Origin of the sequence: Azotobacter bryophylli (assembly GCF_042643485.1) — a bacterium.
Classification (GTDB): Bacteria; Pseudomonadota; Gammaproteobacteria; order Pseudomonadales; family Pseudomonadaceae; genus Azotobacter; species Azotobacter bryophylli.
Genome location: NZ_JBHRSJ010000023.1, coordinates 24,595 through 47,660 on the forward strand (window position 1 = coordinate 24,595; position 23,066 = coordinate 47,660).

The 23,066-nt window shown below is 67.5% G+C and carries 13 protein-coding genes; 10 read left to right on the top strand and 3 right to left on the bottom strand.

Translation table 11 applies throughout. The annotated features are described in order from the left end of the window. The first annotated feature begins 970 nt into the window (after positions 1–970). From ACFOJE_RS12675 to ACFOJE_RS12720, 10 genes are all read left to right on the top strand, one after another. A complete protein-coding gene (locus ACFOJE_RS12675; RefSeq protein WP_377814728.1) occupies positions 971–8,521 on the top strand; it encodes an SDR family NAD(P)-dependent oxidoreductase in 7,551 nt (2,516 codons plus the stop codon). Positions 8,522–8,581: 60 nt separating this feature from the next. Then, positions 8,582–9,802: a 3-oxoacyl-[acyl-carrier-protein] synthase III C-terminal domain-containing protein gene (locus ACFOJE_RS12680; protein WP_377814729.1), complete on the top strand. Its 1,221-nt coding sequence runs from the start codon at positions 8,582–8,584 to the stop codon at positions 9,800–9,802. Continuing rightward, on the top strand, positions 9,799–11,685 hold the full coding sequence (locus ACFOJE_RS12685; RefSeq protein ID WP_377814730.1) for a 4'-phosphopantetheinyl transferase superfamily protein: 1,887 nt from the start codon (positions 9,799–9,801) through the stop codon (positions 11,683–11,685). Before ACFOJE_RS12680 ends, ACFOJE_RS12685 begins: the two co-directional genes overlap by 4 nt. A gap of 150 nt (positions 11,686–11,835) precedes the next feature. Beyond that, complete coding sequence (locus tag ACFOJE_RS12690; protein WP_377814731.1) at positions 11,836–12,585, top strand: ABC transporter ATP-binding protein; 750 nt, start codon at positions 11,836–11,838, stop codon at positions 12,583–12,585. Then, a complete protein-coding gene (locus ACFOJE_RS12695) occupies positions 12,582–13,832 on the top strand; it encodes an ABC transporter permease (RefSeq protein ID WP_377814733.1) in 1,251 nt (416 codons plus the stop codon). The genes ACFOJE_RS12690 and ACFOJE_RS12695 overlap by 4 nt, the downstream gene beginning before the upstream one ends. Positions 13,833–13,861: 29 nt before the next feature. Then, on the top strand, positions 13,862–14,851 hold the full coding sequence (locus tag ACFOJE_RS12700) for an outer membrane lipoprotein-sorting protein (RefSeq protein ID WP_377814734.1): 990 nt from the start codon (positions 13,862–13,864) through the stop codon (positions 14,849–14,851). A 70-nt stretch (positions 14,852–14,921) separates the two neighbouring features. After that, complete coding sequence (locus tag ACFOJE_RS12705; RefSeq protein ID WP_377814735.1) at positions 14,922–16,133, top strand: hypothetical protein; 1,212 nt, start codon at positions 14,922–14,924, stop codon at positions 16,131–16,133. 84 nt (positions 16,134–16,217) lie between these two features. Then, entirely contained in the window at positions 16,218–17,573 is a 1,356-nt protein-coding gene (locus tag ACFOJE_RS12710) for a glycosyltransferase family 4 protein (protein ID WP_377814737.1), read from the top strand. A 69-nt stretch (positions 17,574–17,642) separates the two neighbouring features. Beyond that, a complete protein-coding gene (locus tag ACFOJE_RS12715) occupies positions 17,643–19,028 on the top strand; it encodes an ACP S-malonyltransferase (protein WP_377814738.1) in 1,386 nt (461 codons plus the stop codon). Continuing rightward, complete coding sequence (locus tag ACFOJE_RS12720) at positions 19,025–19,510, top strand: DUF2147 domain-containing protein (RefSeq protein WP_377814739.1); 486 nt, start codon at positions 19,025–19,027, stop codon at positions 19,508–19,510. Before ACFOJE_RS12715 ends, ACFOJE_RS12720 begins: the two co-directional genes overlap by 4 nt. Before the next feature lie 78 nt (positions 19,511–19,588). Here ACFOJE_RS12720 and ahpF read toward each other — a convergent pair whose 3' ends face one another. The 3 genes from ahpF to ACFOJE_RS12735 all read right to left on the bottom strand — a co-directional run bounded on the left by ahpF (position 19,589) and on the right by ACFOJE_RS12735 (position 23,066). Continuing rightward, entirely contained in the window at positions 19,589–21,151 is a 1,563-nt protein-coding gene (gene ahpF, locus ACFOJE_RS12725) for an alkyl hydroperoxide reductase subunit F (protein WP_377814740.1), read from the bottom strand. A gap of 125 nt (positions 21,152–21,276) precedes the next feature. Beyond that, positions 21,277–22,797: an ArnT family glycosyltransferase gene (locus tag ACFOJE_RS12730; RefSeq protein ID WP_377814742.1), complete on the bottom strand. Its 1,521-nt coding sequence runs from the start codon at positions 22,795–22,797 to the stop codon at positions 21,277–21,279. Further along, on the bottom strand, positions 22,794–23,066 hold the full coding sequence (locus ACFOJE_RS12735; protein WP_377814743.1) for a lipid-A-disaccharide synthase N-terminal domain-containing protein: 273 nt from the start codon (positions 23,064–23,066) through the stop codon (positions 22,794–22,796). The genes ACFOJE_RS12730 and ACFOJE_RS12735 overlap by 4 nt, the downstream gene beginning before the upstream one ends.

Below are 23,066 nucleotides of genomic sequence, written 5' to 3' on the forward strand. Positions count from 1 at the left end.
CGTTCGCCGCGGGTCACTTCCGCTTTACAGCGGCATGGCCGTTCGCTCCGAACTACATGGCATATTCCGATGGCATATCGGCCGATTCATTCGGCCGTATCGCACTTCGACTCGATATAACTTCCGCTCGATAAAGAAGTTTTTCTTCGAGTGGGGTGAATGAACTTCCTATATGTTAGTCGATGTTCCGTTAGTGTTGGTCTGCTTGTTTCGATTGATCTGATATTCCCTTGATACTTGAATGATGTTTTTTAAGGGTGTTTTGCCGTCATGTGGGATGGCAATTGCAATGCCGGCCCGTATATATGATTTTTCAATGGAATCGCCCGGATATGGTCGGCGGATATTGATGAAGTGATGAGCGGCGCTTCATTGAGTTGAACCCATCATGGGGAGCGGTCGTAACTTGGTAGTTAACTATCGATATCGGAGTGGCGCAGTGTCAGTGGCTTCATATTGATGTTAACTAGTTGATCTGGCGGGATTTACATGTTTGCGCTTGCCCGGTCGCCAGGTTTGCGGTTTCCTCAGGCTCGTGTCATGCGGGCGCGGTCGAGGGGGTGGGTATTCGGCAACTCCGGCGATAGTCTTCAGGCGATAGCAACCCATATGCCCCGAACGATCTTGGCGGTCGAGAATCAATTTCCCGTTACATGGGAATAAAATCCGGCGATTAGTTCAATGTGGTCTATGATCGTATTTACCGCTTCAAGACAAGAAGAAGTGGTCGTGAAGTCGGCGGCCATTGTGCCTGGCACAACTCCATGTAAATAACGGCCGTTGAATAGGCCGGTTTCTCTTCACCTTGGCTCGCCAGTCCGGCAATGACTGGTTCTGTAAATTGGACTTACAACCCCGTATCCGGTCGCGATATCGGCCATTCAGGTGCGCGATGCGGTTTGTATTCGACTCGGGGCACGAACAAAAAACCGTGCACTAGTTGCACCTTTTTTGAGAGCAGGACGATCACATGCCTAGTCATATCTCCGTAACACCTGTCGGGTGCCTCGATCCTCGCATTGCCATCGCTGCCTGTCGTGCGGGGGAAATCGGCATCCTCGATCTCGGATGCCACAACGCCCCGGACACCATCCGGGACGCCGTTGACCGCCTGGCCGGCGCCGCCGGGACGGGCGCCCAGTGGGGGATCCGCTGGGACACCCTGGGCTCTCCGCAGCGCGGTCTGGCGCAACTGGCGGAAATCGTCAGCAAGCGCGTGCCGATCCTGGTGCTCGCCGGGCTCAAGCCGGACGACCTGGTGTTCGCGGGGATGCAGCCGAAGGAGCGGGCGGTGCTGAAGAAGCGTCTGAAGCGGCTGGCGCGCAAGATCTTCGTCGAGGTCTGGGATCTGCCCTCGGCGATGGCCGCCGAGGCTTCGGGCTGCGACGGGCTGATCGTCAAGGGCCACGAGTCCGGCGGCTGGGCCAGCCGCCACTCCAGCTTCATCCTGCTCCAGGAGCTGAACGGCCGGGTCAACATCCCCTACTGGATCCAGGGCGGCATGGGCCCGCACAGCGCCGTCGCGGCGGTGCTCGCCGGGGCTAGCGGCGTGGTGCTCTGCGAGCAGCTCTGGCTGGCCGACGAGAGCCCCTTCGCCGGTGCTCCGCAGGCCAGGACCTGGGCCGCCCTGGATGGTAGCGAAACCGTCCTGCTCGGGCCGGAGCAGCGGCAGTTCCGCCTGTTCAGCCGCAGCGCCCGCGAGCAGCTGGAAGCGCTCGAACAGGCGGTGATCAAGGGCGAGCCCTGGGAAGAACAATTGCTGCAGCAACTGCAAGATGGCGTCGAACTGCAGCCGATGGGCGAGGACATCGCCCTGGCCGCCGGTCTGGCGCACCGCCACGGCACCGTCGGGCGGATTCTTGCGGCCTTCGCCGAGACCATTGACGAGGCCCTGCGTCAGGCCCGCGGGCAGCAGGCGCTGGGGCCGGATTCGCCGCTGGCGCGTATCCACGGCACCCGCTATCCCATCGTCCAGGGCCCGATGACCCGGGTCAGCGACGTGGCCGGCTTCGCCAAGGCGGTGGCGGACGGCGGCGGCCTGCCGTTCATCGCCCTCTCGGTGATGCGCCAGGACCAGGTGCGCAGCCTACTGGTCCAGACCAAGGCCGATCTGGGCGGGCAGCCCTGGGGCGTCGGCATCCTCGGCTTCATGCCGCTGGAACTGCGCCAGCAGCAACTGGAGGTGGTGCGCGAGGTGCGACCGCCGTTCGCCCTGATCGCCGGCGGCCGTCCCGGCCAGGCCCGCGAGCTGGAGGAGCTGGGCATCAGCACCTACCTGCACGTGCCGTCGCCCGGGCTGCTCAAGGGCTTCGTGAAGGACGGCGCGCGCAAGTTCATCTTCGAGGGCGGCGAGTGCGGCGGCCATACCGGGCCCCTGAGCAGCTTCATCCTCTGGGAGTCGGCCGTCGAGACCCTGACCGGCGCCGACATCCCCGACCCGGAGAACGTGCAGATCCTCTTCGCCGGCGGCATCCACGACGAGCTGTCGGCGGCCATGGTGTCGGCACTGGCGGTGCCGCTGGTCGCGCGCGGCATGAAGATCGGCGTGATCATGGGCACCGCCTACCTCTTTACCGAGGAAATCGTGAAGTCCGGCGCCATCCTGCCGGAGTTCCAGGCCCAGGCCATCGCCTGCCGGGAGACCACCCTGCTGCAGTCGGGCCGGGGGATGTACACCCGCTGCGCGGTGACGCCCTTCTGCGAGGAGTTCAACCGCACCCGGCGCGACATGCTGCTGGCCCTGGAGGCGCCGGAGAAGGTGCTCAAGGTCCTCGAACTGTTCAACATCGGTCGCCTGCGCATGGCGTCCAAGGGCGTCAGCCACAACGCCGATCGCACGGAAGGCGCGTCCCGCTACGTGCAGATCCCGGTCGAGGACCAGCGCCGGGAGGGCATGTACATGCTCGGCGAGGTCGCCCGCCTGCGCGCGCAGACCCTGAGCATCGCCGCCCTGCACGCCGCCGTGTCGGAAGGCTGCGACAGCGCGCTGGCGCTGGCCGATCGGTTCCTGCCGCGCAAGCGCGTGCCGCGGCGCGTGCCGGCCGAGAGCGACATCGCCATCGTCGGCATGGCCTGCCTGCTGCCGGCCGCCCAGGACCTGCGCAGCTACTGGCAGAACATCCTGCACCGGGTCAACGCGATCCGCGAGGTGAGCGAGGACCGCTGGCGCCCCGAGGACTTCTTCGATCCCAAGCGCGGCACGGCCGACAAGTCCTATTCCAAGTGGGGGGGATTCCTCGACGACGTGCAGTTCGACCCGTCGCTCTACGGCATCCCGCCGGCCAGCCTGAAGTCCATCGAGCCGATCCAGCTCCTGGCCCTCGACGTGGTGCGCCAGGCCCTGGCCGACGCCGGGCTGGACCGCCGCTCCTTCGCCAAGGACCGCACCGCCACCATCTTCGCCGCCGGCGGCATCAACGAGCTGGCCTGCGACTACATCTTCCGCGGGATGCTCAGCCATTACCTGCCGCGGGTCGAAGGCCTGTCCGAAGAGGCGCGCCGGCAGGTGATGGAGGCGCTGTACGAGCACGAACTGCCGAAATGGACCGAGGATTCCTTCCCCGGCATCCTGGAGAACGTCATCGCCGGGCGGATCGCCAACCGCTTCGACCTGCGCGGCACCAACTTCACGGTGGACGCGGCCTGCGCCTCGTCGCTGGCGGCCCTCGACGCCGGCATCCGCCAGCTGCGCAGCCACGATGCGGACGTCGCGGTGGTCGGCTCGGTGGATGCTTCCAACAACGGGGTCGGCTTCCTCTGCTTCGCCCAGACCCACGCCCTGTCCCCGCGCGGCCGCAGCCGGCCGTTCGACGACGGCGCCGACGGCATCGCCCTGGGCGAGGGCATCGTCTCCCTGGTGCTCAAGCGCCTGGGCGACGCCGAGCGCGACGGCGACCGCATCTACGCGGTGATCAAGGGCATCGGCGCCTCCAGCGACGGCCGCAACCGCAGCCTCACCGCGCCGCATCCCCAGGGCCAGCTGGCCGCCCTGCAGCGAGCCTACGAGGACGCCGGAGTCGATCCGACCAGCATCGGCCTGATCGAGGCCCACGGCACAGGCACGGCGCTGGGCGACAAGTCGGAGATCGAGTCGCTCAACCTGGCCTTCGGCAAGACCCGCATGGCCCGGCAGTCCTGCGCCGTCGGTTCGGTGAAGTCGATGATCGGCCACACCAAGGTGTCCGCCGGCCTGGCGGCGATGGTGAAGACCGCGATGGCGCTTAAGCAGCGCGTGCTGCCGCCGACCCTGGGCGTCGAAGTGCCCAACTCGCGGATCGACTTCGAGCGCTCGCCGTTCTTCATCAACACCGAGCCGCGGCCCTGGCTGAACACCTCCAATCATCCGCGGCGCGCCGGGGTCAGCGCCTTCGGCTTCGGCGGCACCAACTTCCACGTGGTGCTGGAGGAGTACACCGGCGCCTACCGCGACAGCGACGTCCTCGACCTCAACCCGCGCGACGCCGAGCCGTTCGTCTTCCACGGCGAGGATCGTCAGCAGGTGACCGAACAGGTCCGGCGGCTGCTGGACGGGCTGGAGCATCCCGAGCAGGTGGACGTCGCCCAGCTAGCCTACGCGCTGCACCTGGAGCAGGGCGGCGCGTCGGCGGCATCCGCCCGCCACTGCCGCCTGGCCCTGGCCGCCGCCTCCGGGGCGGACCTGAAGAAGAAGCTGGAGCTGGCGCTCAAGGTCCTGGCCGGCAACGAGACGGAGCTGAAGCATCCGCAGGGGCTGTACTTCCGCCTCGGCAGCGCCAGTCCGAGCGGCGTCTGCTTCCTCTTCCCCGGGCAGGGTTCGCAGCGGATCAACATGCTGGTCGACCTGGCCACCACGCTGCCCGAACTGCACGGCCTGTTCGAGCATGCGGACCGGCTGCTCGCCGAGTGTCTGGAGCGTCCGCTGTCGAGCTACGTCTACCCGGTGCCGGTGTTCAGCGACGAAGCCCGCGCCGTCCAGCAGAACGAGCTGAACGCGACCCGGGTCGCCCAGCCGGCGCTCGGGGTGGTGGAGGCCGCGGCGCTGCGGGTGCTCGGCGATTTCGGCCTGAAGCCGGACTTCGTCGCCGGCCACAGCTACGGCGAATACGTCGCCCTGCACGCGGCCGGGGTGATCGGGCTGGACGACTTCATCCGCCTCTCGGAGATCCGCGGGCGGCTGGCCGGCGAGGCCGGACAGAAGAACCCGGGGGCCATGGCCGCCATCGACGCCGACGAGATCCGTGTCCGCGCCCTGATTGAGCAGTTCGATCTGAAGGTCAGCCTGGCCAACCTGAACGCGGCCGACCAGACCATCGTCGCCGGCTCCGTGGAGGGGATCGAGGCCGCCACCAAGATTCTCGCCCGGCAGTCGCTGCGGGTGACCCGCCTGCCGGTCAGCGCCGCCTTCCACTCCGCGGCCATGGCCGATGCCCGCGACGGGCTCGCCGAGGCGCTGGCGAAGATCGAGTTCAAGCCGGCCCAGGTGGAGGTCTACAGCAACACCACCGGCGAGGCCTATCCGGAAGACCCGGAGAAGATGCGCAACCTGCTGGTCGAGCACATGACCGAGCCGGTCAACTTCGTCAAGGAGGTCCAGCAGCTCTACGACGCCGGCGCGCGCATCTTCATCGAGGCCGGGCCCGGTCTGGTGCTGAGCGGGCTGGTGGATCGCATCCTCGGCGACCTGCCGCATACCGCCCTGGGGGTCGAGGTGGCCGGGCGCGGCGGCTGGGTGCAGCTGGCCCATGTCTTCGGCCAGCTGTACGCCCTCGGCCTGCCGGTGGATTTCGCCCGCTGGTTCAAGGGCCGCGGCTACCCGGCCCTGAGCGTGGCCGAGGTGTTCGCCCGGGCGAGCGCCAGGGCCAACCCGGGAAAAATGATCTGGCGCGTCAACGGCGCCCGGGCCGTCTCCTGGCATGCGCCGGCGAAGCCCCGTGCGGTCGCTGCCGACAAGCCGGCCACTGCGCAACCGGCCGCCGGCGCGGCTCCCGCCGCGGTCCCGAATCCGAAGTCGGCACAGGCCGGTCCTGTGGCGACCGTGACGCCCATCAGCCATACCCGTCCGGCGGTTTTGCCGGTCAACAGCCCACGCCACGCGCCACATCGGAGGTACAGCATGGCAAATGACAACGCACTGCGCGCAGGGATGGAAGCACCATCGCTGGTGGATGTCGCGCAGGTCCAGGAAGTCATCGCCCAGTTCATCGCATTGCAACGCGAGCAACAGGAGTCGCTGCGTCGCTTCCTCGACTTCCAGTGCAGTCTCGCTGGAGGCGAGCGGCCCGCCGTGGCCGCCGCGCAGGGCCTGGCCCAGGCCGTGCAGCAGGCCTCGGCGGCCCCGACGGCGATACCGGCCGCGCCGGTGCTGCCGGCCCAGGTGCTGTCCCTGCACAGCGCCAGCCTGCCGGTCGGTCGTGCGTCGCAGCCGTCCACTGCCGAGCCGCAGCCGGCCGCCCAGCCCCGCGTCGAGGCCGCCCAGCCGGCTCCGGCCGCCGCTCCGGCGCCCGCGCCCGCTGCCAAGGCCGCCGCCAGTGTCAGCATGGCCTCAACCGAGCAGTTCAAGGCCGATCTGCTGCAGGCCGTTTCCGAGCGTACCGGCTATCCGGAGGACATGCTCGACCTGGACGCCCACATGGAAGCCGATCTCGGCATCGACTCCATCAAGCGCATCGAGGTGCTGAGCCAGCTCAAGGATCGCCACAACCTGGCGGCCGGCCGCGACGAGGAGACCATGTTCGAGGAACTCGCCGCGCTGAAGACGCTCAACGAGATCGTCGCCTGGTACGACAAGCTGCAAGAAACCGTCGGCAAGGCGCCGGCCGGAGACGCCGGCTCAAAAAAAGCCTCGGCTCCACTGTCGGCATCGCCGGCTGAGACAGTGGAGTCCGCAACTGCAGTTGCGCCGGAACAGGTGGTGCGGGCCTACGGCCTCAGGGCCGTCGCCGCACCGTTGGGTAGCGTGGGGGCCGAGTGGCCGGCAGCCGGTCTGCCGGTCCTGCTGGTCGGCCCGGAGTCGGAACTGGCCCGGGCCTTCGAGTCCGCCCTGGGAGCGGCCGGGCAGCGGGTGGTGCGGGTCTTGCCCGGGCAGGCGACCCGTGCCCTGGGCGATGGCCGTTTCGAGCTGGATGCCGGCTCGCTGGAGTCGGTCCAGGCCCTGCGCGCTCTGCTGGGCGACGGGGCAGGGCCCGCGGCGGGAACCCTGATCAGCCTGCTCGGCATGCTCGCCGCCGGGCAGGACGAGGGGATCGCCCCGGCCAAGGTGCTGTTCCTGCTGTGCAAGGTGTTCGACCGGGACCTCAAAGCTGCGGCGAAAAGCGGCGCCGGCTGGCTGCTCAGCCTCAGCGCGCTGGACGGACGCTCCGGACTGGCCGGTTGCGGCGAGCTGCCCTTCGAATGCGCCGGTACCCTGGGGGTCGCCAAGTCGGCGGCGCGGGAGTGGGGCGACGAGGCCTGCGTGAAGTGCATCGACCTGGCGCCGTCGCTGGCGCCGCAGGAGGCGGTCGAGCGGGTGCTCGGCGAGTGGGCCGGCCGGGCGCCGGTTCTGGAAGTCGGCTACGACGGGGAGGGGCGCTGGCAGCTGGAGCTGGTGCCGCAGGCCGTCGCGCCGGTAGAGGACCGATCCGGCCTGGACGAAGGCTCGGTGGTGCTGATCACCGGCGGCGCCGCCGGCATCACCGCCGAGATCGCCCATGCCCTGGGCAGCCGCTACCGCCCGCTGCTGGTGCTGCTGGGGCGCAGCGCGCTGCCGGAGGAGGAGGCCGATGACACCCGCGCTGTCGCCGATCCGGCGCAGCTCAAGCAGGTGCTGATCGCCAGGCTGCGCGAGAGCGCCGGGGGCAAGGTCAAGCCGGCCGAGGTGGACCGGGTGTTCAAGCGCCTGCTCAAGGACCGCGAGATCCTCGCCAACCTGGAGCGGCTGCGGGCTACCGGGGCCCGGGTCGAGTACCACGCGGTGGACGTGCGCGACGGCGAGGCCTTCGGCGCCCTGATCGATACGCTCTATGCGCGCCACGGACGGATCGACGGGGTCGTCCACGGCGCCGGGGTCATCGACGACAAGCTGATCCGCGACAAGACGCCGGAGTCGTTCGCCACCGTCTACGACACCAAGGTCATCGGCGCGCGCATCCTGGCCCGCCGGCTGCGCCCGGAGACGCTGAAGTTCGTGCTGTTCTTCTCCTCCATCGCCGGACGCTTCGGCAATGCGGGGCAGAGCGACTACAGCGCCGCCAACGAGGTGCTGAACAAGCTGGCCGACAGCCTGAGCCGGGCCTGGCCGGGAGTGCATGCCCTGGCCATCGACTGGGGCCCCTGGCGCTCGGGCATGGTGGGCGACCAGATGCTCCAGTTCTACGCCGAACGCAACATCCATCCGATCCCCCTGGCGATCGGCACCGGACACTGCCTGGAGCAGATCCGGCGCGGCAGCGGCGGCGACTCGGAGATGGTGATCACGGCGAGCCTCGAGCAGATCGTCGAGCAGATGCAACCGCGCAAGCGGCGCGACACGGGCAATCAGACAGCAGCCGAGAAAGCCCCGAGCTAGCCTTGTCCGCGCGAGGACGCGGCAAGGCAGTCGAGGCATCGCTCACTCAAGGAGGAACCCATGAGCAATTCGAACAGCGCCGTCATCGGCGGCTTCACTCCCGTGCAGTTGGCCAAGCACGTCCCACAGCGCCTGACCCTCGAGGTGTCTGCCTTCGCCGTGGCCAAGGCCCAGTGCCTGATGGACCGGATCGAGGACGAGGAAACCCTGCGCCAGGTCTACGCGGCGGTGAAGGAGAAGTTCGACAAGTACGCCCTGTCGCCGGCGCAGATCAAGCAGCGGCAGCTGATCTTCTTTCCCAAGCTCACCGACCTGAGTTTCGGCGAGAACGGCGGCTTCGACATTGCCGATCCCGCGCCGGAGGAGGCGCACCTGCGGGTCTACGACATCAAGCACGACCCCCACGGGGCGGACATCAAGAGCCGTCACGAGAGCTACGCCAAGGTGGTCACGCAGACTCTGGAACGCATGTTCGAGGGCGCCGAGGCGCCCAATGATCTGATCCACGTCACCTGCACCGGCTTCATGGCGCCCAATCCGGTGGAGCGCATCGTGTCCCAGTGGGGCTGGCGCGACACCACGGTGAGCAACTGCTACCACAAGGGCTGCTACGCCTCGCTGCCGGCGATCAAGATGGCCCACGGCCTGCTGGCCCTGTCGCAGCTCGGCTTCACTACGCCCAAGCAGCGGGTGGACGTGGTGCACACCGAGCTGTTCTCGGTCCACAGCAACCTGCTGGAGCCGCGGGCGGACAACATCATCGCCATGACCCTGTTCGCCGACGGGCTGATGAAGTACTCGGTCTACACCGAGGACGAGGCGCGCCGGCAGGGCATCCACGGATTCAAGATCCTGACCATGGACGAGAAGGTGCTGCCGGACTCGACCGAGGCCATGACCGGGATTCCCGGGCCGTACCAGCTGAACATGGGCCTGTCGCCGATCGTGCCGGTGGTGATCAAGCGCCACGTCAAGGCCTTCACCGTCGAGCTGCTGGCCCGCGCCGGGATGGACTACGAGCAGGACAAGCCCAAGCTGAACTTCGTCATCCATCCGGGCGGGCCGAAGATCGTCGAGCATGTGCAGAGCGAGCTGGAGCTGAACGAGGAGCAGGTGGCGATCAGCAAGCGCGTCTTCCACGAGAACGGGAACATGTCCTCCGCGACCATTCCCTACATCCTCATGGACACCCTGGAGCACGTGGCCGTCGGCTCGCGTGTCGTCTGCCTCGGCTTCGGTCCGGGGCTCACCATCGCCGGACTGGTCCTGGAGAAGATATGAGTAGCGATCCGCTTTCCCATCTGGTCATCGACGCGGATGGCGACATACCGGTGATCGCCCGCGTCTATGAAGTCGAGTCCGCCGAGGAACTGCGGCGGCAGGATGCGTTCGACGAACAGCCCGAGGTGCCCGCCGCGCCGCGGCCGGAGGAGGCCCAGGCGCAGGTCGCCGAAGTCGAGGCCCCGGCCGTTCCCGGCTGCGAGCCGCTGGAAGAGGGCGGTCTGCCCTTCATCGGCAAGGTGCTGTCGTTCGAGCCCAACCAGTCCATCGTCGTCCAGCGCACCCTGGATCTGGCCGAGGACCTCTATCTCGCCGACCACGCCTTCGTCCAGGCGTCCGGGGTCAAGCCGCTGTCCGCCTGCATGCCGGTGCTGCCGCTGACCATGAGCCTGGAGGCCATCGCCGAGGTGGCCGCCTGCCTGACGCCGGGCCTCGGGCTGATCGGCTTCGAGAACGTCAAGGCGGTGCGCTGGATCGAGGTCTCCGACCGCGACAGCGAGGTGATGAACATTAGTGCGCAGTTGCAGGAGATCGACGTGGAGCGGCACGTCTGGCGCATCGGCGTGGAGGTCCGGCTGGCCGGCCAGGAGATGCCGACCACCACGGCGACCGTGCTGTTCTCCACCGTCTACCGGACGGATCTGGACTTCGCCTTCGGCGGCTTCAGCAACGCCTATCGCGGAGACAAGACCGGGGAGGATATTTACCGGGAGCGGCACATGTTCCACGGGCCGCGCTTCCATTGCCTGACCGGCGAGATCCTGATCGCCGACGAGGGCGCGGTGGCCCAGCTACTGACCAGGCCGCAGGACGACCTGTTCCGCTCGCTGCGCCAGCCGCAGCTGCTGCTCGATCCGGCCCTGCTGGACGGCGTCGGCCAACTGATCGGCATCTGGGCCGGCGAGCAGGACCGCTACGTGCTGCCCATCGGCTTCGCCAAGCTGGAGATCTACGGCGCTACCCCGCCGCCGGGCACGCTGGTGCCGATCCGCATCGAGATCACCCGCGACGAGGCCCTGACCCTGTACGCCGATGTGGAGGTCCAGGACGGCGCGGGCGGCGTGTGGATGCGCATCAGGGACTGGGGCAGCTTCAAGTTCCGCTATCCGTCGCAGGCACTGGACTTCCGCCGCCATCCGACCCGCTACCTGCTGAGCCGGGGGCTGGAGCTGCCGGGCCTGCCGGCCGGGGCGGTGAGCCATCTGGTGTCCAAGGCGGACGTCAACGGCTTCGACGCCATGCTGCTGGCCCGCCACGTCCTGCATTTCGACGAGATGCCGCTGTTCGTCGAGAAGGGCGAGGTGCCGCAGCGGCAGTTCCAGTGGCTGCTCGGCCGGGTGGCGGCGAAGGACAGCATCCGCGCCTGGCTCGCCGCTCGCAGCGCTACGGACGGCCTGCTGCACCCGGCGGCGCTGCTGGTGGCCAACGAGGAGAGCGGCCAGCCGGTCAGCGTCCCGGTGGACGGCCAGGCCGCCGTGCCGCGGATCAGTCTGTCCCACTGCGAGGACCGCGCCGTGGCCATCGCCAGCGAGCAGCCGGTCGGAATCGACATCGAGATCGTCCGACCGAGGGAACCTGGCTTCGTCGATAGCCTCTGTACCAACGGCGAGCGCGAATTGTTGTCCGCGGTGTGCGGCGAGGACGACGAAGCCTGGAGCGAGTGGCTCAGCCGGTTGTGGTCGGCCAAGGAGGCCGCCGGCAAGCTCTTGGGGCAGGGCCTGAACGGCTCGCCGCATCGGATCGAGGCGATCACCCTCAACGGCAGCGGCAGTTTCATCGTCCAGATCCAGGAAAGCGACCGGCTGATCGGCGTGAACAGCGTGCGCGACGGCGATTTCGTCATCGCCTACACCACGGGACAACGGACGGGGATGTTCGGCTGACCCGCAGCACGTCCGGGCGTCGGCGGTACGACCGCGGCCCGGCCGTGTCCGGTTGCCGGAAGCTGGTTTTCGACAGTGGCTGCGCCCGGCTCGTCGTGGGAACGGGCTGCACGGGCCACCAGGGCATGGGACGAATAGGGAAGACCGACCATGAACACGCTTAGCAAGATTGGGATGGTGCCGCTGGTGGAACTGCGGCGGGTCACCAAGCGCTACCAGATCGGCGAGAAACCGGTCATCGCCCTCAAGGGCATCGACTTCGTTATCCAGCCACGGGAGTTCGTCGCCATCTGGGGCCCGTCGGGCTCCGGCAAGTCGACCCTGTGCAACCTGATCGGCATGCTCGATTCGCCGACCACCGGCAACGTGCTGATCGACGGCGAGGAAGTGAACGGCCTGACCGACAACGCGCGCAGCGAGCTGCGCAACCGGAACATCGGCTTCGTCTTCCAGAGCTTCAATCTGGTCCCGGTGCTCTCGGCGCTGGAGAACGTCATGCTGCCGCTGCAGATCTCCGGCGCCCCGGTCGCCGAGGCCCGCGAGCGGGCCCTGCAGCGCCTGGCCGAGGTGGGTCTGGAGGAGCACGTCGCCCACCGCCCGGCCAAGCTTTCCGGCGGCCAGCAGCAGCGCGTCGCCATCGCCCGGGCTCTGGTCACCGATCCGGCGCTGGTGATCGCCGACGAGCCCACCGCCAACCTGGATTCCGGCAACGCCAGGCGGATCATCGAGCTGATGCTCAAGATCAACAGCCGCCAGGGCACCGCCTTCGTCTTCTCCACCCACGACCAGCGCCTGCTGGAGAGCGTCAAGCGCCGCGTGCAGATGGAGGACGGCGTGATCGGCAGCGACAGCATGCCCCCGCGCTCCGCGCAGACCCGAATCGCAGGTACCCACCCATGATGACCTGGCTCAAGCTCGCGACCCGCAACCTGTTCCGCAACGGCCGCCGGTCGCTGTTCACGGTAATGGCGATCGGCCTCGGCTTCGCGGCGGTCAACGCCCTGGGGGGCTTCACCTCGTACATCTTCACCAACCTGGAGGACTCCTACATCCACATCCAGGGCAACGGCCACCTGTCGATCTTCAAGAAGGGCTTCCTCGACGAGGGCAAGCTCGACCCCACCCGCTACCTGCTCAACGAGCAGGACGTCGGGGCGATCCGCGAGGTGCTGCAGCAGCACCCGGAAATCGTCGTCGCCACCCCGGAGTTGAACATCTCCGGCCTGGTGAGCAACGGCGAGGTATCGACCATCTTTCTCGCCAGCGGGCGGATTCCCGACGACGTGGCGCTGATCCGCAGCCGCTCGCGGACCAAGGTCGGGCGGATGAAGCTGTTCGACGGCGAGCCGCTGGCGAACGATAAGATCAACGGCGTCGGCATGAGCAAGGGGCTGGCCGACCAGCTCCGCTTCGGCCCCGGCGACACCGTGGTGGTGATGGCGCCGACCGTGGACGGGCAGATCAACGCCCTCGACGGACAGCTGCGGCAGACCTTCAACTCGCCGGTGGAGGCCCTGGAGGACAAGCTGATGCTGGTCACCCTGGAGTTCGCCCAGAGCCTCTACGACACCACCAGCGTCGACCGCATCAACGTCCTGCTCAACGACGGCCTGCTCACCGAGCCGATGCGCACGACCCTCGGCCGCGAGCTGGCCGCCCGCGGGCTGAACGTGGAGATCAAGACCTGGAACGAACTCTCGACCTTCTACACCAAGGTCAAGGACATGTTCGACGTGATCTTCCTGTTCGCCTTCCTGATCGTCTTCACCATCGTGGTGATGAGCGTGATCAACACGGTGGGCATGGCGATCATGGAGCGCACCCGCGAGATCGGCACCCTGCGCGCCCTGGGCGTGAAGCGCCGCGGCATCGTCGGTCTGTTCGCGGTGGAGAGCATGCTGCTGGGCCTGATCGGCTCGCTGGTCGGCGTGATCCTCACGGTGATCGTCTGGACCGTGATCTTCACCGTCGAGCCGACCTGGGTGCCGCCGCAGATCACCCGGCGCATTCCGCTGGAGGTGTATCTGGTGCCCCGGGAGATGTTCTGGAGCATGTGCGCGCTGTTGCTGCTGTCCCTGCTGGCTGCCAGCTTTCCGGCGCGCAAGGCCGCGCGCATGGAGATCGTCGGCGCTTTGGGGCACGTGTGAACCGGATCAGGGAATAGAGGTTTCAGGCAATGAAAGGGATCGTCAATTTCGCATCGGTGCTGTTCCTGCTGCTGGTCATCACCGCCTCGTCGCTGGTGGATGCCGATACCGGCGACCATGTCGCCCAGGTGGAGCGCCACGGCTTCTTCGGTCGGCTGTTCTCCTTCGGTTCCGACTCCGAGGCCGAGGCGGAGCGGCCCAAGCCGGCGCCGAAGCCGGTCCAGACGGAACCGGCCGGGGGTAAATCCAGTCAACTCAACGGCGGCAGTCAGGTACGGATCAGGCCGGTGGCCGATAACACTCTGGCCCTGGCCAAGGCTCCGCCGGCTTCCAGCTTCGCCGATCCGGTGGACGCCTACGCGATCCTCAAGCGGGCCGACGAGTCCCGCGGCAATCTGCAGGGCATCGCCTGGAAGGTGGAAGTGGAATCCAACGAGAAGGGCCGCAAGGACAGCATGCTCTACGACATCAAGGCGCGCGGCTTCAACATTTCCGGGACCAACATGGCGCCGCCGAAATCCAAGGGACAGAAGCTGCTGATGCTCGACAACAACATGTGGTTTCACAAGCCGGGGCTGAGCAAGCCGATTCCCATCTCGCTGCGGCAGAAGCTGATGGGGCAGGCCTCCTACGGCGACGTGGCCTCGACCAACTACGCCGAGGACTACGAGGCGACCCGGCTGGCCGACGAGACCGTGGACGGCGCTCCCTGCTACGTCTTCGACCTCAAGGCGCGCAATTCCCACACCACCTACGACCGCATCAAGTACTGGGTGGACAAGCAGCGTCTGGTCGGGGTGAAGGCCGACTACTACACGCTGTCGGGCAAGCGCTTTAAGTCGGCCAACATGAATTACGGGAGCACGGTGATGATCAACGGCGAGGCGCGGCCGTTCATCTCCCAGATCGCCATCTTCGAGGAACTGATGAGCGGCGACGTCACCACCCTCAGCATGACCAAGCCGCAGCTGACGCCCTTGCCGGACTACATCTTCAACCTGAACCTGTTCATGAAATAAACGAAGCCTGGGATGAGTACAAATGACATGGATGTCACTAAGGGTACGGAGGGGGCTCTGGGTATCGCCGTTGCTGGCGGGTTTTGCGATCCAGGCGGGAGCGGCTGAGCCGGCCGGTACGCCGCAGGTGCTGCCGGCCCTGGCCGAGGCGCCGATGAGCCTGGCCAACGAGCTGAGCAACGGCTTCTACTCGCGGATCAACCTGCTCGCCTACTCGATGGTCCAGAAGCCTACGGACTCGACGATCAACGTCGACAACGCGGCGGAAATCCCGCGCTACCAGGGGGTGTTCAACCCCCGCGCGGATCTGCTGCTCAATTTCCGCCGCTGGGAGTTCGGCTTCAAGCCGCGCGCCCTGTTCGTCTGGGAGGAGTGGGAAGATGGCGCGCGGGAGGGCGATACCCGCTGGAGCTCGGACTATTACTACAACGAGGGCTGGGTGCGCTACCGGCCCTTCGACCAGCTGCTGGTCTCCTACGGCCGCGAGAACCTGCAGTGGGGCCCCTCGGTGATCATCTCCACCTCCAACCCCTTCACCCGCGACAACGGGCGCAACAACCCGCGGGTCGAGGTGCCGGGACGCGATTACGCCCGAGCGGTGTGGATTCCCAGCGAGAACTGGTCGCTGTCCGCCATCGCCAACACCGGCGAAGGACGGGCGAACAACGTCCAGAGCTTCACTGCCGGGAACATGATGTACAACGGCCTGCTGAAGGAGGAGTTCGAGAAGGTCTATGCGCTCAAGCTGGACTACACCGGCTCCTCGACCTACTTCTCGCTGATTCCCTCCTATCGCGAGAGCGACCAGTACCGGCTCGGCTTCTTCGGCGGCTGGAACGCCACCGACGCCATGCTGCTGTACGCCGAGGGCAACTCGCGGGAGAAGGGCAAGACCGACTACCAGGTCGGCGCCTCCTACACCCTGGAAGCCGGGCCGACCATCAACGTCGAATACCTGCGCAACAACAACGGTTGCGAGAACGAGCCCATGTACCAGTGCTTCCTGAACCGGAAGGTCTCGCTCAGCGACGTTCTCTATCGCAAGAACTACGGGATGATCCAGTACACCGATACCACCACGGTGCGGGATATGGAGATCAACCTGCGCTTTCTGCGCAACCTGGACGACGACTCCAACCGGCTGATCGCCATTTTTCAGTACGACGTGAGCGACAACGTGCAGCTCTATCTCATCGGCAACGGCTTCACCGGCGGCAAGGACGACGAGTTCGGCAGCCTCATGAGCTATTCGGTGTTCACCGGGGTGGGCTACACGTTCTGAAGACCGTCGGCCAGACAATACAACAGAGGGAAACCGGGGGCTCCGGCAGTGCCCCGCGTCTCCCGCGGACGGAAGGCTGGAAAGATGAGCGGCAAACCGACCTTCGCTTTCGTCACCATCGGCGGCGGCCTCCACCCCGGCCCCGTGGTGCGTGATCTGACCCTCGCCAACCGGCTCCACCGGCGTGGCTTCAAGGTGCACGTCTACTGGCTGCTGGAGGGGCGCCGCGACCTCGTCGATCCGGGGATCGAGCAGTCCCTGCTGTGTCATGGTGCCCGCTATCGGTTCGGCCGGCCCTCGGAGATCATGGACCGGCTGGGCCTGCTGGCTGCTCTGCTGCCAGAGGGGCTGGGGCAGCGGGCGGTTCTCGGCCGTGAGGGCGGCGAGCGCAGACTGGTCAACCTGCTGTGGGCACTGATCGGCACGCCGGAGAGCGATACCGCGCTGGCCCGCCGCCTGGGCGATTTCGTAACCCGGGACGGGATCAGCCACCTGATGTTGGGCTGCGCCACCCTGGGGCCGCTCGCCCTGGCGGCGAAGCGCCTGGGCGGAGACACCTTCGAGTACGCGCTGACCTTCCAGGGCGACGCCCGCTTCGCCGACTGCGCCCGCAGCCAAGGCCTGTTCGAGCGTTACCGGGAACGCCTGCAAGCGGCGGCGAAGGGCTCGCGCTGGCCGTCGCTGGTGGCCAGCGCCGACGGCCTCAAGCGGGTCGCTGCCGAGCTGGGGATCGCCGAGGAGCGCCTGCGGGTGATCCACAGCGGCGTCGAGGTGCGCCGCCAGGCCGTCAGGCCGCCGCTGTGGATGCTGAAGAACGTCTTTCCCGGGCTGGTCGAGGACGTGCCCATCGTCACCTGCTTCGGCCGCCAGGACGCGGGCAAGGGCCACGACCTGCTGCTCTATGCGGTGAAGCAGCTGCAGAGCCGCGGCGTCCGGCTGCAGCTGGTGATCTGCGGCGGTAGCACGGTGGCCGCCTCCGGCGGCCGGGCGATCGTCGATCTCGCCGGGCGGCTCGGGGTCGCCCTGCACCATGCCGGCCCGGTTTCCGCCGCGGTGCGCGACAGCCTGCTCGCCCATAGCCACTGCTTGGTCTATCCCGCGGTCGACCGCGAGGCGTCGGGCCTAGTCGTGGCCGAGGCCATGAGCCATGGCACGCCGGTTTTGATTCCGGACCATGGCGGCATCACCGAGCTGATCCGCGACGGCGACAGGGCCGGCGGTCTGGTGTTCCGCCGCTGGGACAGCGGCGATCTGGCCTGTCAGCTCGGTTACCTGCTGGCCAACGAGGTGCTGCACCGGGAGCTGGCCAGGAACGCACGGGCGATCGCCGAGCGCTACGACGCCGAGCGCATGGTCGATCGCGTACTGCAGCATCTCGGCGTTCCGTCCCCGACGGAATGCCCCGAAGTCGACGGTGTGCCTTCCGCCGTGGCGCGCTGAATCCGGGCGGTCCGCCCGGCCGTGGCGGCCCGTGTGCACGGGCCATTGACCCATACAGGGAGGTTCTCCATGAGCCAGGTTTCCAGACCCAGCATTCTGTACGTGTTCCCCGGGCAGGGCTCGCAGTATGTCGGTATGGGAAGCGACATCCACCGACGCTTCTCCAGCGTCCGCGAGCTTTACGAGCGTGCCAGCTCGACCCTCGGCCTCGATGTCGCCCGGCTCTCCTTCGAGGACCCGGACGACCAGCTCAATAACACCGAATTCACCCAGATCGCCCTGCTGACGCACTCCATCGCTTGCCTGGAGGCCTTCCGCGAACTGACCTGCGACGAGTGGGCGCCGAGCGTGGTCGCCGGACACAGCCTCGGCGAGTATTCCGCCCTGGTCGCCGCCGGCGCCCTGACGTTCGAGGACGCCCTGAAGCTGATCCGCGTCCGCGGGCATCTGATGTCCTGCTACGGCCGCGGCCAGATGGCGGCCTTCCGCCTCGACCTGGAGTCCATCAAGCCCCTCGCCGAGGCCCGCTACTGCGGCATCGGCGGCTGCAACCTGCCGGACCAGACCGTGGTCTGCGGCTTCGAGAACGATCTGGAAGCCCTGATGGAGGACGTGGCCGCGCGCTTCGGCCGGCACAAGACCGGGCGCTATCTGAAGACCGAGGGCGCCTTCCACACCTACCTGATGATCGGCGCCGCCGAGCGCTTCCGCCCGCATCTGGACGAGACGCCGCTCGAGCCGCCCAGGGTACGGGTGTTGTCCAACTACACCGGCGACTACCACCCGGACGATCCGGAGCAGATCCGCGCCTCGCTGTTCTTCCAGATGTTCCACCCGGTGAAGTGGATGGCCGGCCTGCAGCGGGCTCTGGACGACGGCGTCAGCCTGGCCATCGAGTTCGGCGGCGGCATCGGCCGCGAGCAGCCGGGCCGGACGCCGTCGCCGGCGAGCCGCAAGCCCAACCTGGAGAGCATCATGCGCAAGGCCTACCGCAGCGCCAACCGGCCTGGGCTGTACCTGCCGGCGATCAGCAGCCGCAGCCTGCAGCAGAGCGTGCGCCTGCTGGAGGTGCTGCGCCAGGCCGACTGCGCCGCCAACGCCGCCCGACCGCTGGATACGGCCTGGGTGGACGAGCGCCTGTTCTCGCTCTACCTGCCCGCCGCCCTGGGCGTCGCCAGCCAGAGCGCGCTGGATCTCGGCACGCTGGTGCAGGACTTGGGGCTGGGCGCCTTCGTGCGGACCCTCATGGAAGCGGAAGAGAACAGCCTGCAGACCCTGCAGGCCTGCTGCGACCCGCAACTGGCCAGTGCCGAACCCTATCTGGAGGTCATCGTCAGCGGCCAGACCGGCGCCTTCCTGCATTACCACGGAGAGGACATCCGCCACGAACTGGCCGGTCTGGCGCATCGGCTAGCGCGCCCCGTTCTTCGCGTATCGGCAGGAGACTTGCGATGATCGCTCTCGATCTGATCTGCCGTCCGAGCCTCGTCCGGCGGCTCTGCGTGTGCTGCGCCTTCCTCGCCTTGCTCGCCTCCAGCGCCGCGGCCAGCGCGATGGACAAGGACCAGCTGGTCGGGCTGTGGCTGGTCAAGGACCACCGCACCGGCAAGCCGCGCGCACTGCTGCGCATCGCCAAGCACCGGGACGAGTACCACGGCGTCATCGAGAAGGGCTTGCGCGAGCACGGCAAAGAGTCGCCCTACTGCGACAAGTGCAAGGGCGAACTGCGCGGCCGCCCGCTGATCGGCATGACCATCATCCGCGGACTGAAGAAGAAGGGCGATTCCTACGGCGGCGGCACCGTTCTCGACCCGGACAGCGGCAAGGTCTACGACTGCCGCCTGACCCTGATGGACGAGGGGCGCAGGCTGAATCTGCGCGGCTACGTCGGCAACCCCATGCTCGGCCGCAGCCAGATTCTGGAACGGATCGAGTAGGGGCTGAGCGCCAGCACGGGCAATGAAAAAGAAAAACGCCGGCGCGAGGCCGGCGTTCGGGCTTGCGCACCCTGGCCGTCAGGCCGGCGCCGAGGTACGGATCAGGTGGTCGAAGGCGGCCAGCGAGGCCTTGGCCCCTTCGCCCAGGGCGATGACGATCTGCTTGTACGGCACCGTGGTCGCGTCGCCGGCGGCGAACACGCCGGGCAGCGAGGTGGCGCCGCGCGCATCGACGATGATCTCGCCGCGCTCGCTCAGCTCCAGGGTACCCTTGAGCCATTCGCTGTTGGGCAGCAGGCCGATCTGCACGAAGACGCCTTCCAGGTCGAGGCGGCGGGTCTCGCCGCTGACCCTGTCCTTGTAGAGCAGGCCGTTGACCTTCTGCCCGTCACCGGTCACCTCGGCGATCGGCGCGTTGAGGATCACCTGCACGTTCGGCAGGCTATGCAGCTTGCGCTGCAACACGGCGTCGGCGCGCAGCTGTGCGCCGTGGGTCAGCAGGGTGACGTGGGCGACGATGCCGGCCAGGTCGATGGCCGCCTCCACCCCGGAGTTGCCGCCGCCGATCACCGCCACGCGCTTGCCCTTGAACAGCGGGCCGTCGCAGTGCGGGCAGTAGGCCACGCCCTTGGCCCGGTATTGCTCCTCGCCGGGCACGCCGAGGGCGCGGTAGCGGGCGCCGGTGGCGAGGATCACGGTCTTGGCCTTGAGCGCGGCGCCGTTCTCGAAGCGCACCTCGTGCAGGCCGTCGGCCCCGGCCGGCACCAGCTGGGAGGCGCGCTGCAGGTTCATGATGTCGACCTCGTACTGGCGGACGTGCTCTTCCAGGGCGCGGGCCAGTTTCGGTCCCTCGGTCTCCGGCACCGAGATCAGGTTCTCGATGGCCATGGTGTCCAGCACCTGGCCGCCGAAGCGCTCGGCGGCGATACCGGTGCGGATGCCCTTGCGCGCCGCGTAGATGGCCGCCGAGGCGCCGGCCGGGCCGCCGCCGATCACCAGCACGTCGAAGGCGGCCTTGGCGTTGAGCTTCTCGGCCTCGTGCGCGGCGGCGCCGGTGTCGAGCTTGGCGAGGATCTGCTCCAGCTCCATGCGGCCCTGGCCGAAGGGTTCGCCGTTCAGGTAGACGGTGGGCACGGCCATGATCTGGCGCGCCTCGACCTCGTCCTGGAACAGCGCACCGTCGATGGCCACGTGCTGGACGCGGGGGTTGAGCACCGCCATCAGGTTCAGCGCCTGGACCACGTCCGGGCAGTTCTGGCAGGAAAGGGAGAAGTAGGTCTCGAAGCGGTACTCGCCGTCGAGGCGGCGGATCCGCTCGAGGGTGTCCGCGTCGGCCTTGGACGGATGACCGCCGACCTGCAGCAGGGCGAGCACCAGCGAGGTGAACTCGTGGCCCATGGGCAGGCCGGCGAAGCGCAGGCTGATGTCGCCGCCGAGGCGGTTGAGGGCGAAGGAGGGGACGCGGGCATCGCTGCCGTCGGTGCGCAGGGTGATCTTGTCGCACAGGCCGGCGATGTCCTGCAGCAGGCCCAGCAGTTCCTGCGATTTCGGGCCGTCGTCGAGGGAGGCGACGATCTCGAAGGGCAGGGTGACCTTCTCCAGGTAGGCCTTCAGCTGGGATTTCAGGTTGGCGTCCAACATTTCAAGGTTCCTCGGCAGGGGAAAGATTCGATGGAATAACAGTATCCTGCCGAGGGTTTTTTCTGAAATCGATTAATTATTTCAGGCCCATCGTTTTTTTCTATCCAAGGACGCGCCGCCCGGGCTCAGCGCAGGGCGGTCTGCCAGGCGAACCGATAGACCTTGGCGGCCTCGCCGCGGCACTGGCCGTTGTCGGCATCGGCGCCCACCAGCAGCCACTCGGCGCGCGAGGTGCCGCCGACCTTGCGCGCCTTTTCCGGATCGAAGCAGCGGACCAGCTCCCGCGCCGGCACCAGGGCGAAGGTCCCGGGTTGTTTGCGCAGCCATTCGGCGGCCTTGTCCACCGAGGCATCGGCATCGAAGCCGAAGTGCACGATCGGCTGGCGGGCGAACAGCCAGTGGCCCTCGCGCCAGTGGGTCAGCACCAGATCGGCGCCGCCGGTGGATTCGGCCACCTCCCGCATGATGGTCTCGTGGGGGTTGCTGCCGTCCTTGAGCGGCTCGACGAAGCCGCGGGCGAACCAGGCGCAGAACCAGAACAGGGTCAGGCCGACGAAGACCTGGCGCCCCCGCGGGCGCCGGGCGAACCAGCGGCGCAGCAGCCAGGGCACCAGGGGCGCCACCAGCAGGACCAGGCCGGGCAGCGCCGGAAAGATGTACAGCTTGCGCTTGCCGCTGCTCAGACTGAAGAACAGCAGGACCAGCACCACCCAGCCGAGCAGGACCAGCACCCGGCCGTCGCGCTTGGCCAGTTGCCGGCGCCAGGCGGGAACCAGCCAGGGCAGGGCGAGGACGAGGGGCAGCCAGTACTTGGGAATGACCTCGGCGAAGAAGTACCAGAACGGCTCGCGGTGATGCCAGGCGTTGGCGTAGCGCTGGGCAGTCTGGCGCAGGAGGATTTCCCGCACGTAGGCCAGGCTGTCGGCGTCGCCCGTGAGCGACACCGTCACCAGCAGGGGCACCAGCCAGACCGCGATCGCCGCCAGGGTCGCCGCCAGGCCGAGCGCCCAGGCGCGGCCCCGACCGGGCATGGCCACCACGCCCGGCCAGCCCTTGCGCACGGCATAGACGTAGGGAATCAGGATCAGGCTCGGCAGAAAACCCACGCCCTTGCTGATGATGCCGAAGCCCATCGCCGCGCAGGCCAGGTAGAACCACCTCCAGGCCGGGCCGAGCAGGAGGTGGCGGATCAGGCCGTACAGCCCGAGGCTGGTCCACAGGCAGAGGAACCCGTCGATCTGCCCGGCGCGCAGCACGCTGTAGGTCTGGTAGGTGGCGAGGAACAGCAGCGCGGCGATGGTGCCGATGCGGCGGTTCCACAGCCGCCTGCCCAGGTCGTACAGGCAGAGGGTGGAGACCACGCCGGCGAGCAGGGCCGGCAGGAACAGGGCGATCCGCGGCGCGCCGGTGAGCTGCGTCAGCGAGGCGACCGCCCACATGAACAGCGGCGGCTTGTCGGGGTAGATCTCCCCGGCGCGGTGGGGAATGAACCAGGAACCGCTCTGCAGCATCTCCAGCGACACGCCGAGAAAGCGCTCCTCGTCCACGTTGAGCGGCTGGCGCAGGCCGAGGCCTGCGCCGACCATGAGCAACGACAGCAGTGCCAGCCAGATCCAGTTGCGCCGCTGCGACAGCATCGACTTCATGGCTGTTCCTTCTTGTTCCGGGCGATCAGCTGCAGGTTGCGCAGGTAGACGACGAAGCCGAAGGACTGCCCGAGGATGAATACGGGGTCCTCGCGGTAGATGGCGTAGGCCAAAAGCAGGGCGCTGCCGATCAGGCTGAGGTACCAGAAACCCACCGGGATGAGGCTGCGCTTCTTGTATTCGCTGTACAGCCACTGCAAGGCGAAACGGCCGGTGAATGCCAGTTGGCCGGCGAATCCCAGCGCCAGCCAGAGAGATTCTTTTCCCAT

Excerpts from the sequence above, each read along its gene's own strand:
- ACFOJE_RS12675 (WP_377814728.1), top strand. The coding sequence starts at position 971 with ATGCCTAGTCATATCTCCGTAACACCTGTCGGGTGCCTCGATCCTCGC.
- ACFOJE_RS12720 (WP_377814739.1), top strand. The coding sequence starts at position 19,025 with ATGATCGCTCTCGATCTGATCTGCCGTCCGAGCCTCGTCCGGCGGCTC.
- ACFOJE_RS12695 (WP_377814733.1), top strand. The coding sequence starts at position 12,582 with ATGATGACCTGGCTCAAGCTCGCGACCCGCAACCTGTTCCGCAACGGC.
- ACFOJE_RS12730 (WP_377814742.1), bottom strand. The coding sequence starts at position 22,797 with ATGAAGTCGATGCTGTCGCAGCGGCGCAACTGGATCTGGCTGGCACTG.
- ACFOJE_RS12690 (WP_377814731.1), top strand. The coding sequence starts at position 11,836 with ATGAACACGCTTAGCAAGATTGGGATGGTGCCGCTGGTGGAACTGCGG.
- ahpF (WP_377814740.1), bottom strand. The coding sequence starts at position 21,151 with ATGTTGGACGCCAACCTGAAATCCCAGCTGAAGGCCTACCTGGAGAAG.
- ACFOJE_RS12685 (WP_377814730.1), top strand. The coding sequence starts at position 9,799 with ATGAGTAGCGATCCGCTTTCCCATCTGGTCATCGACGCGGATGGCGAC.
- ACFOJE_RS12680 (WP_377814729.1), top strand. The coding sequence starts at position 8,582 with ATGAGCAATTCGAACAGCGCCGTCATCGGCGGCTTCACTCCCGTGCAG.
- ACFOJE_RS12715 (WP_377814738.1), top strand. The coding sequence starts at position 17,643 with ATGAGCCAGGTTTCCAGACCCAGCATTCTGTACGTGTTCCCCGGGCAG.
- ACFOJE_RS12710 (WP_377814737.1), top strand. The coding sequence starts at position 16,218 with ATGAGCGGCAAACCGACCTTCGCTTTCGTCACCATCGGCGGCGGCCTC.
- ACFOJE_RS12700 (WP_377814734.1), top strand. The coding sequence starts at position 13,862 with ATGAAAGGGATCGTCAATTTCGCATCGGTGCTGTTCCTGCTGCTGGTC.
- ACFOJE_RS12735 (WP_377814743.1), bottom strand. The coding sequence starts at position 23,066 with ATGGGAAAAGAATCTCTCTGGCTGGCGCTGGGATTCGCCGGCCAACTG.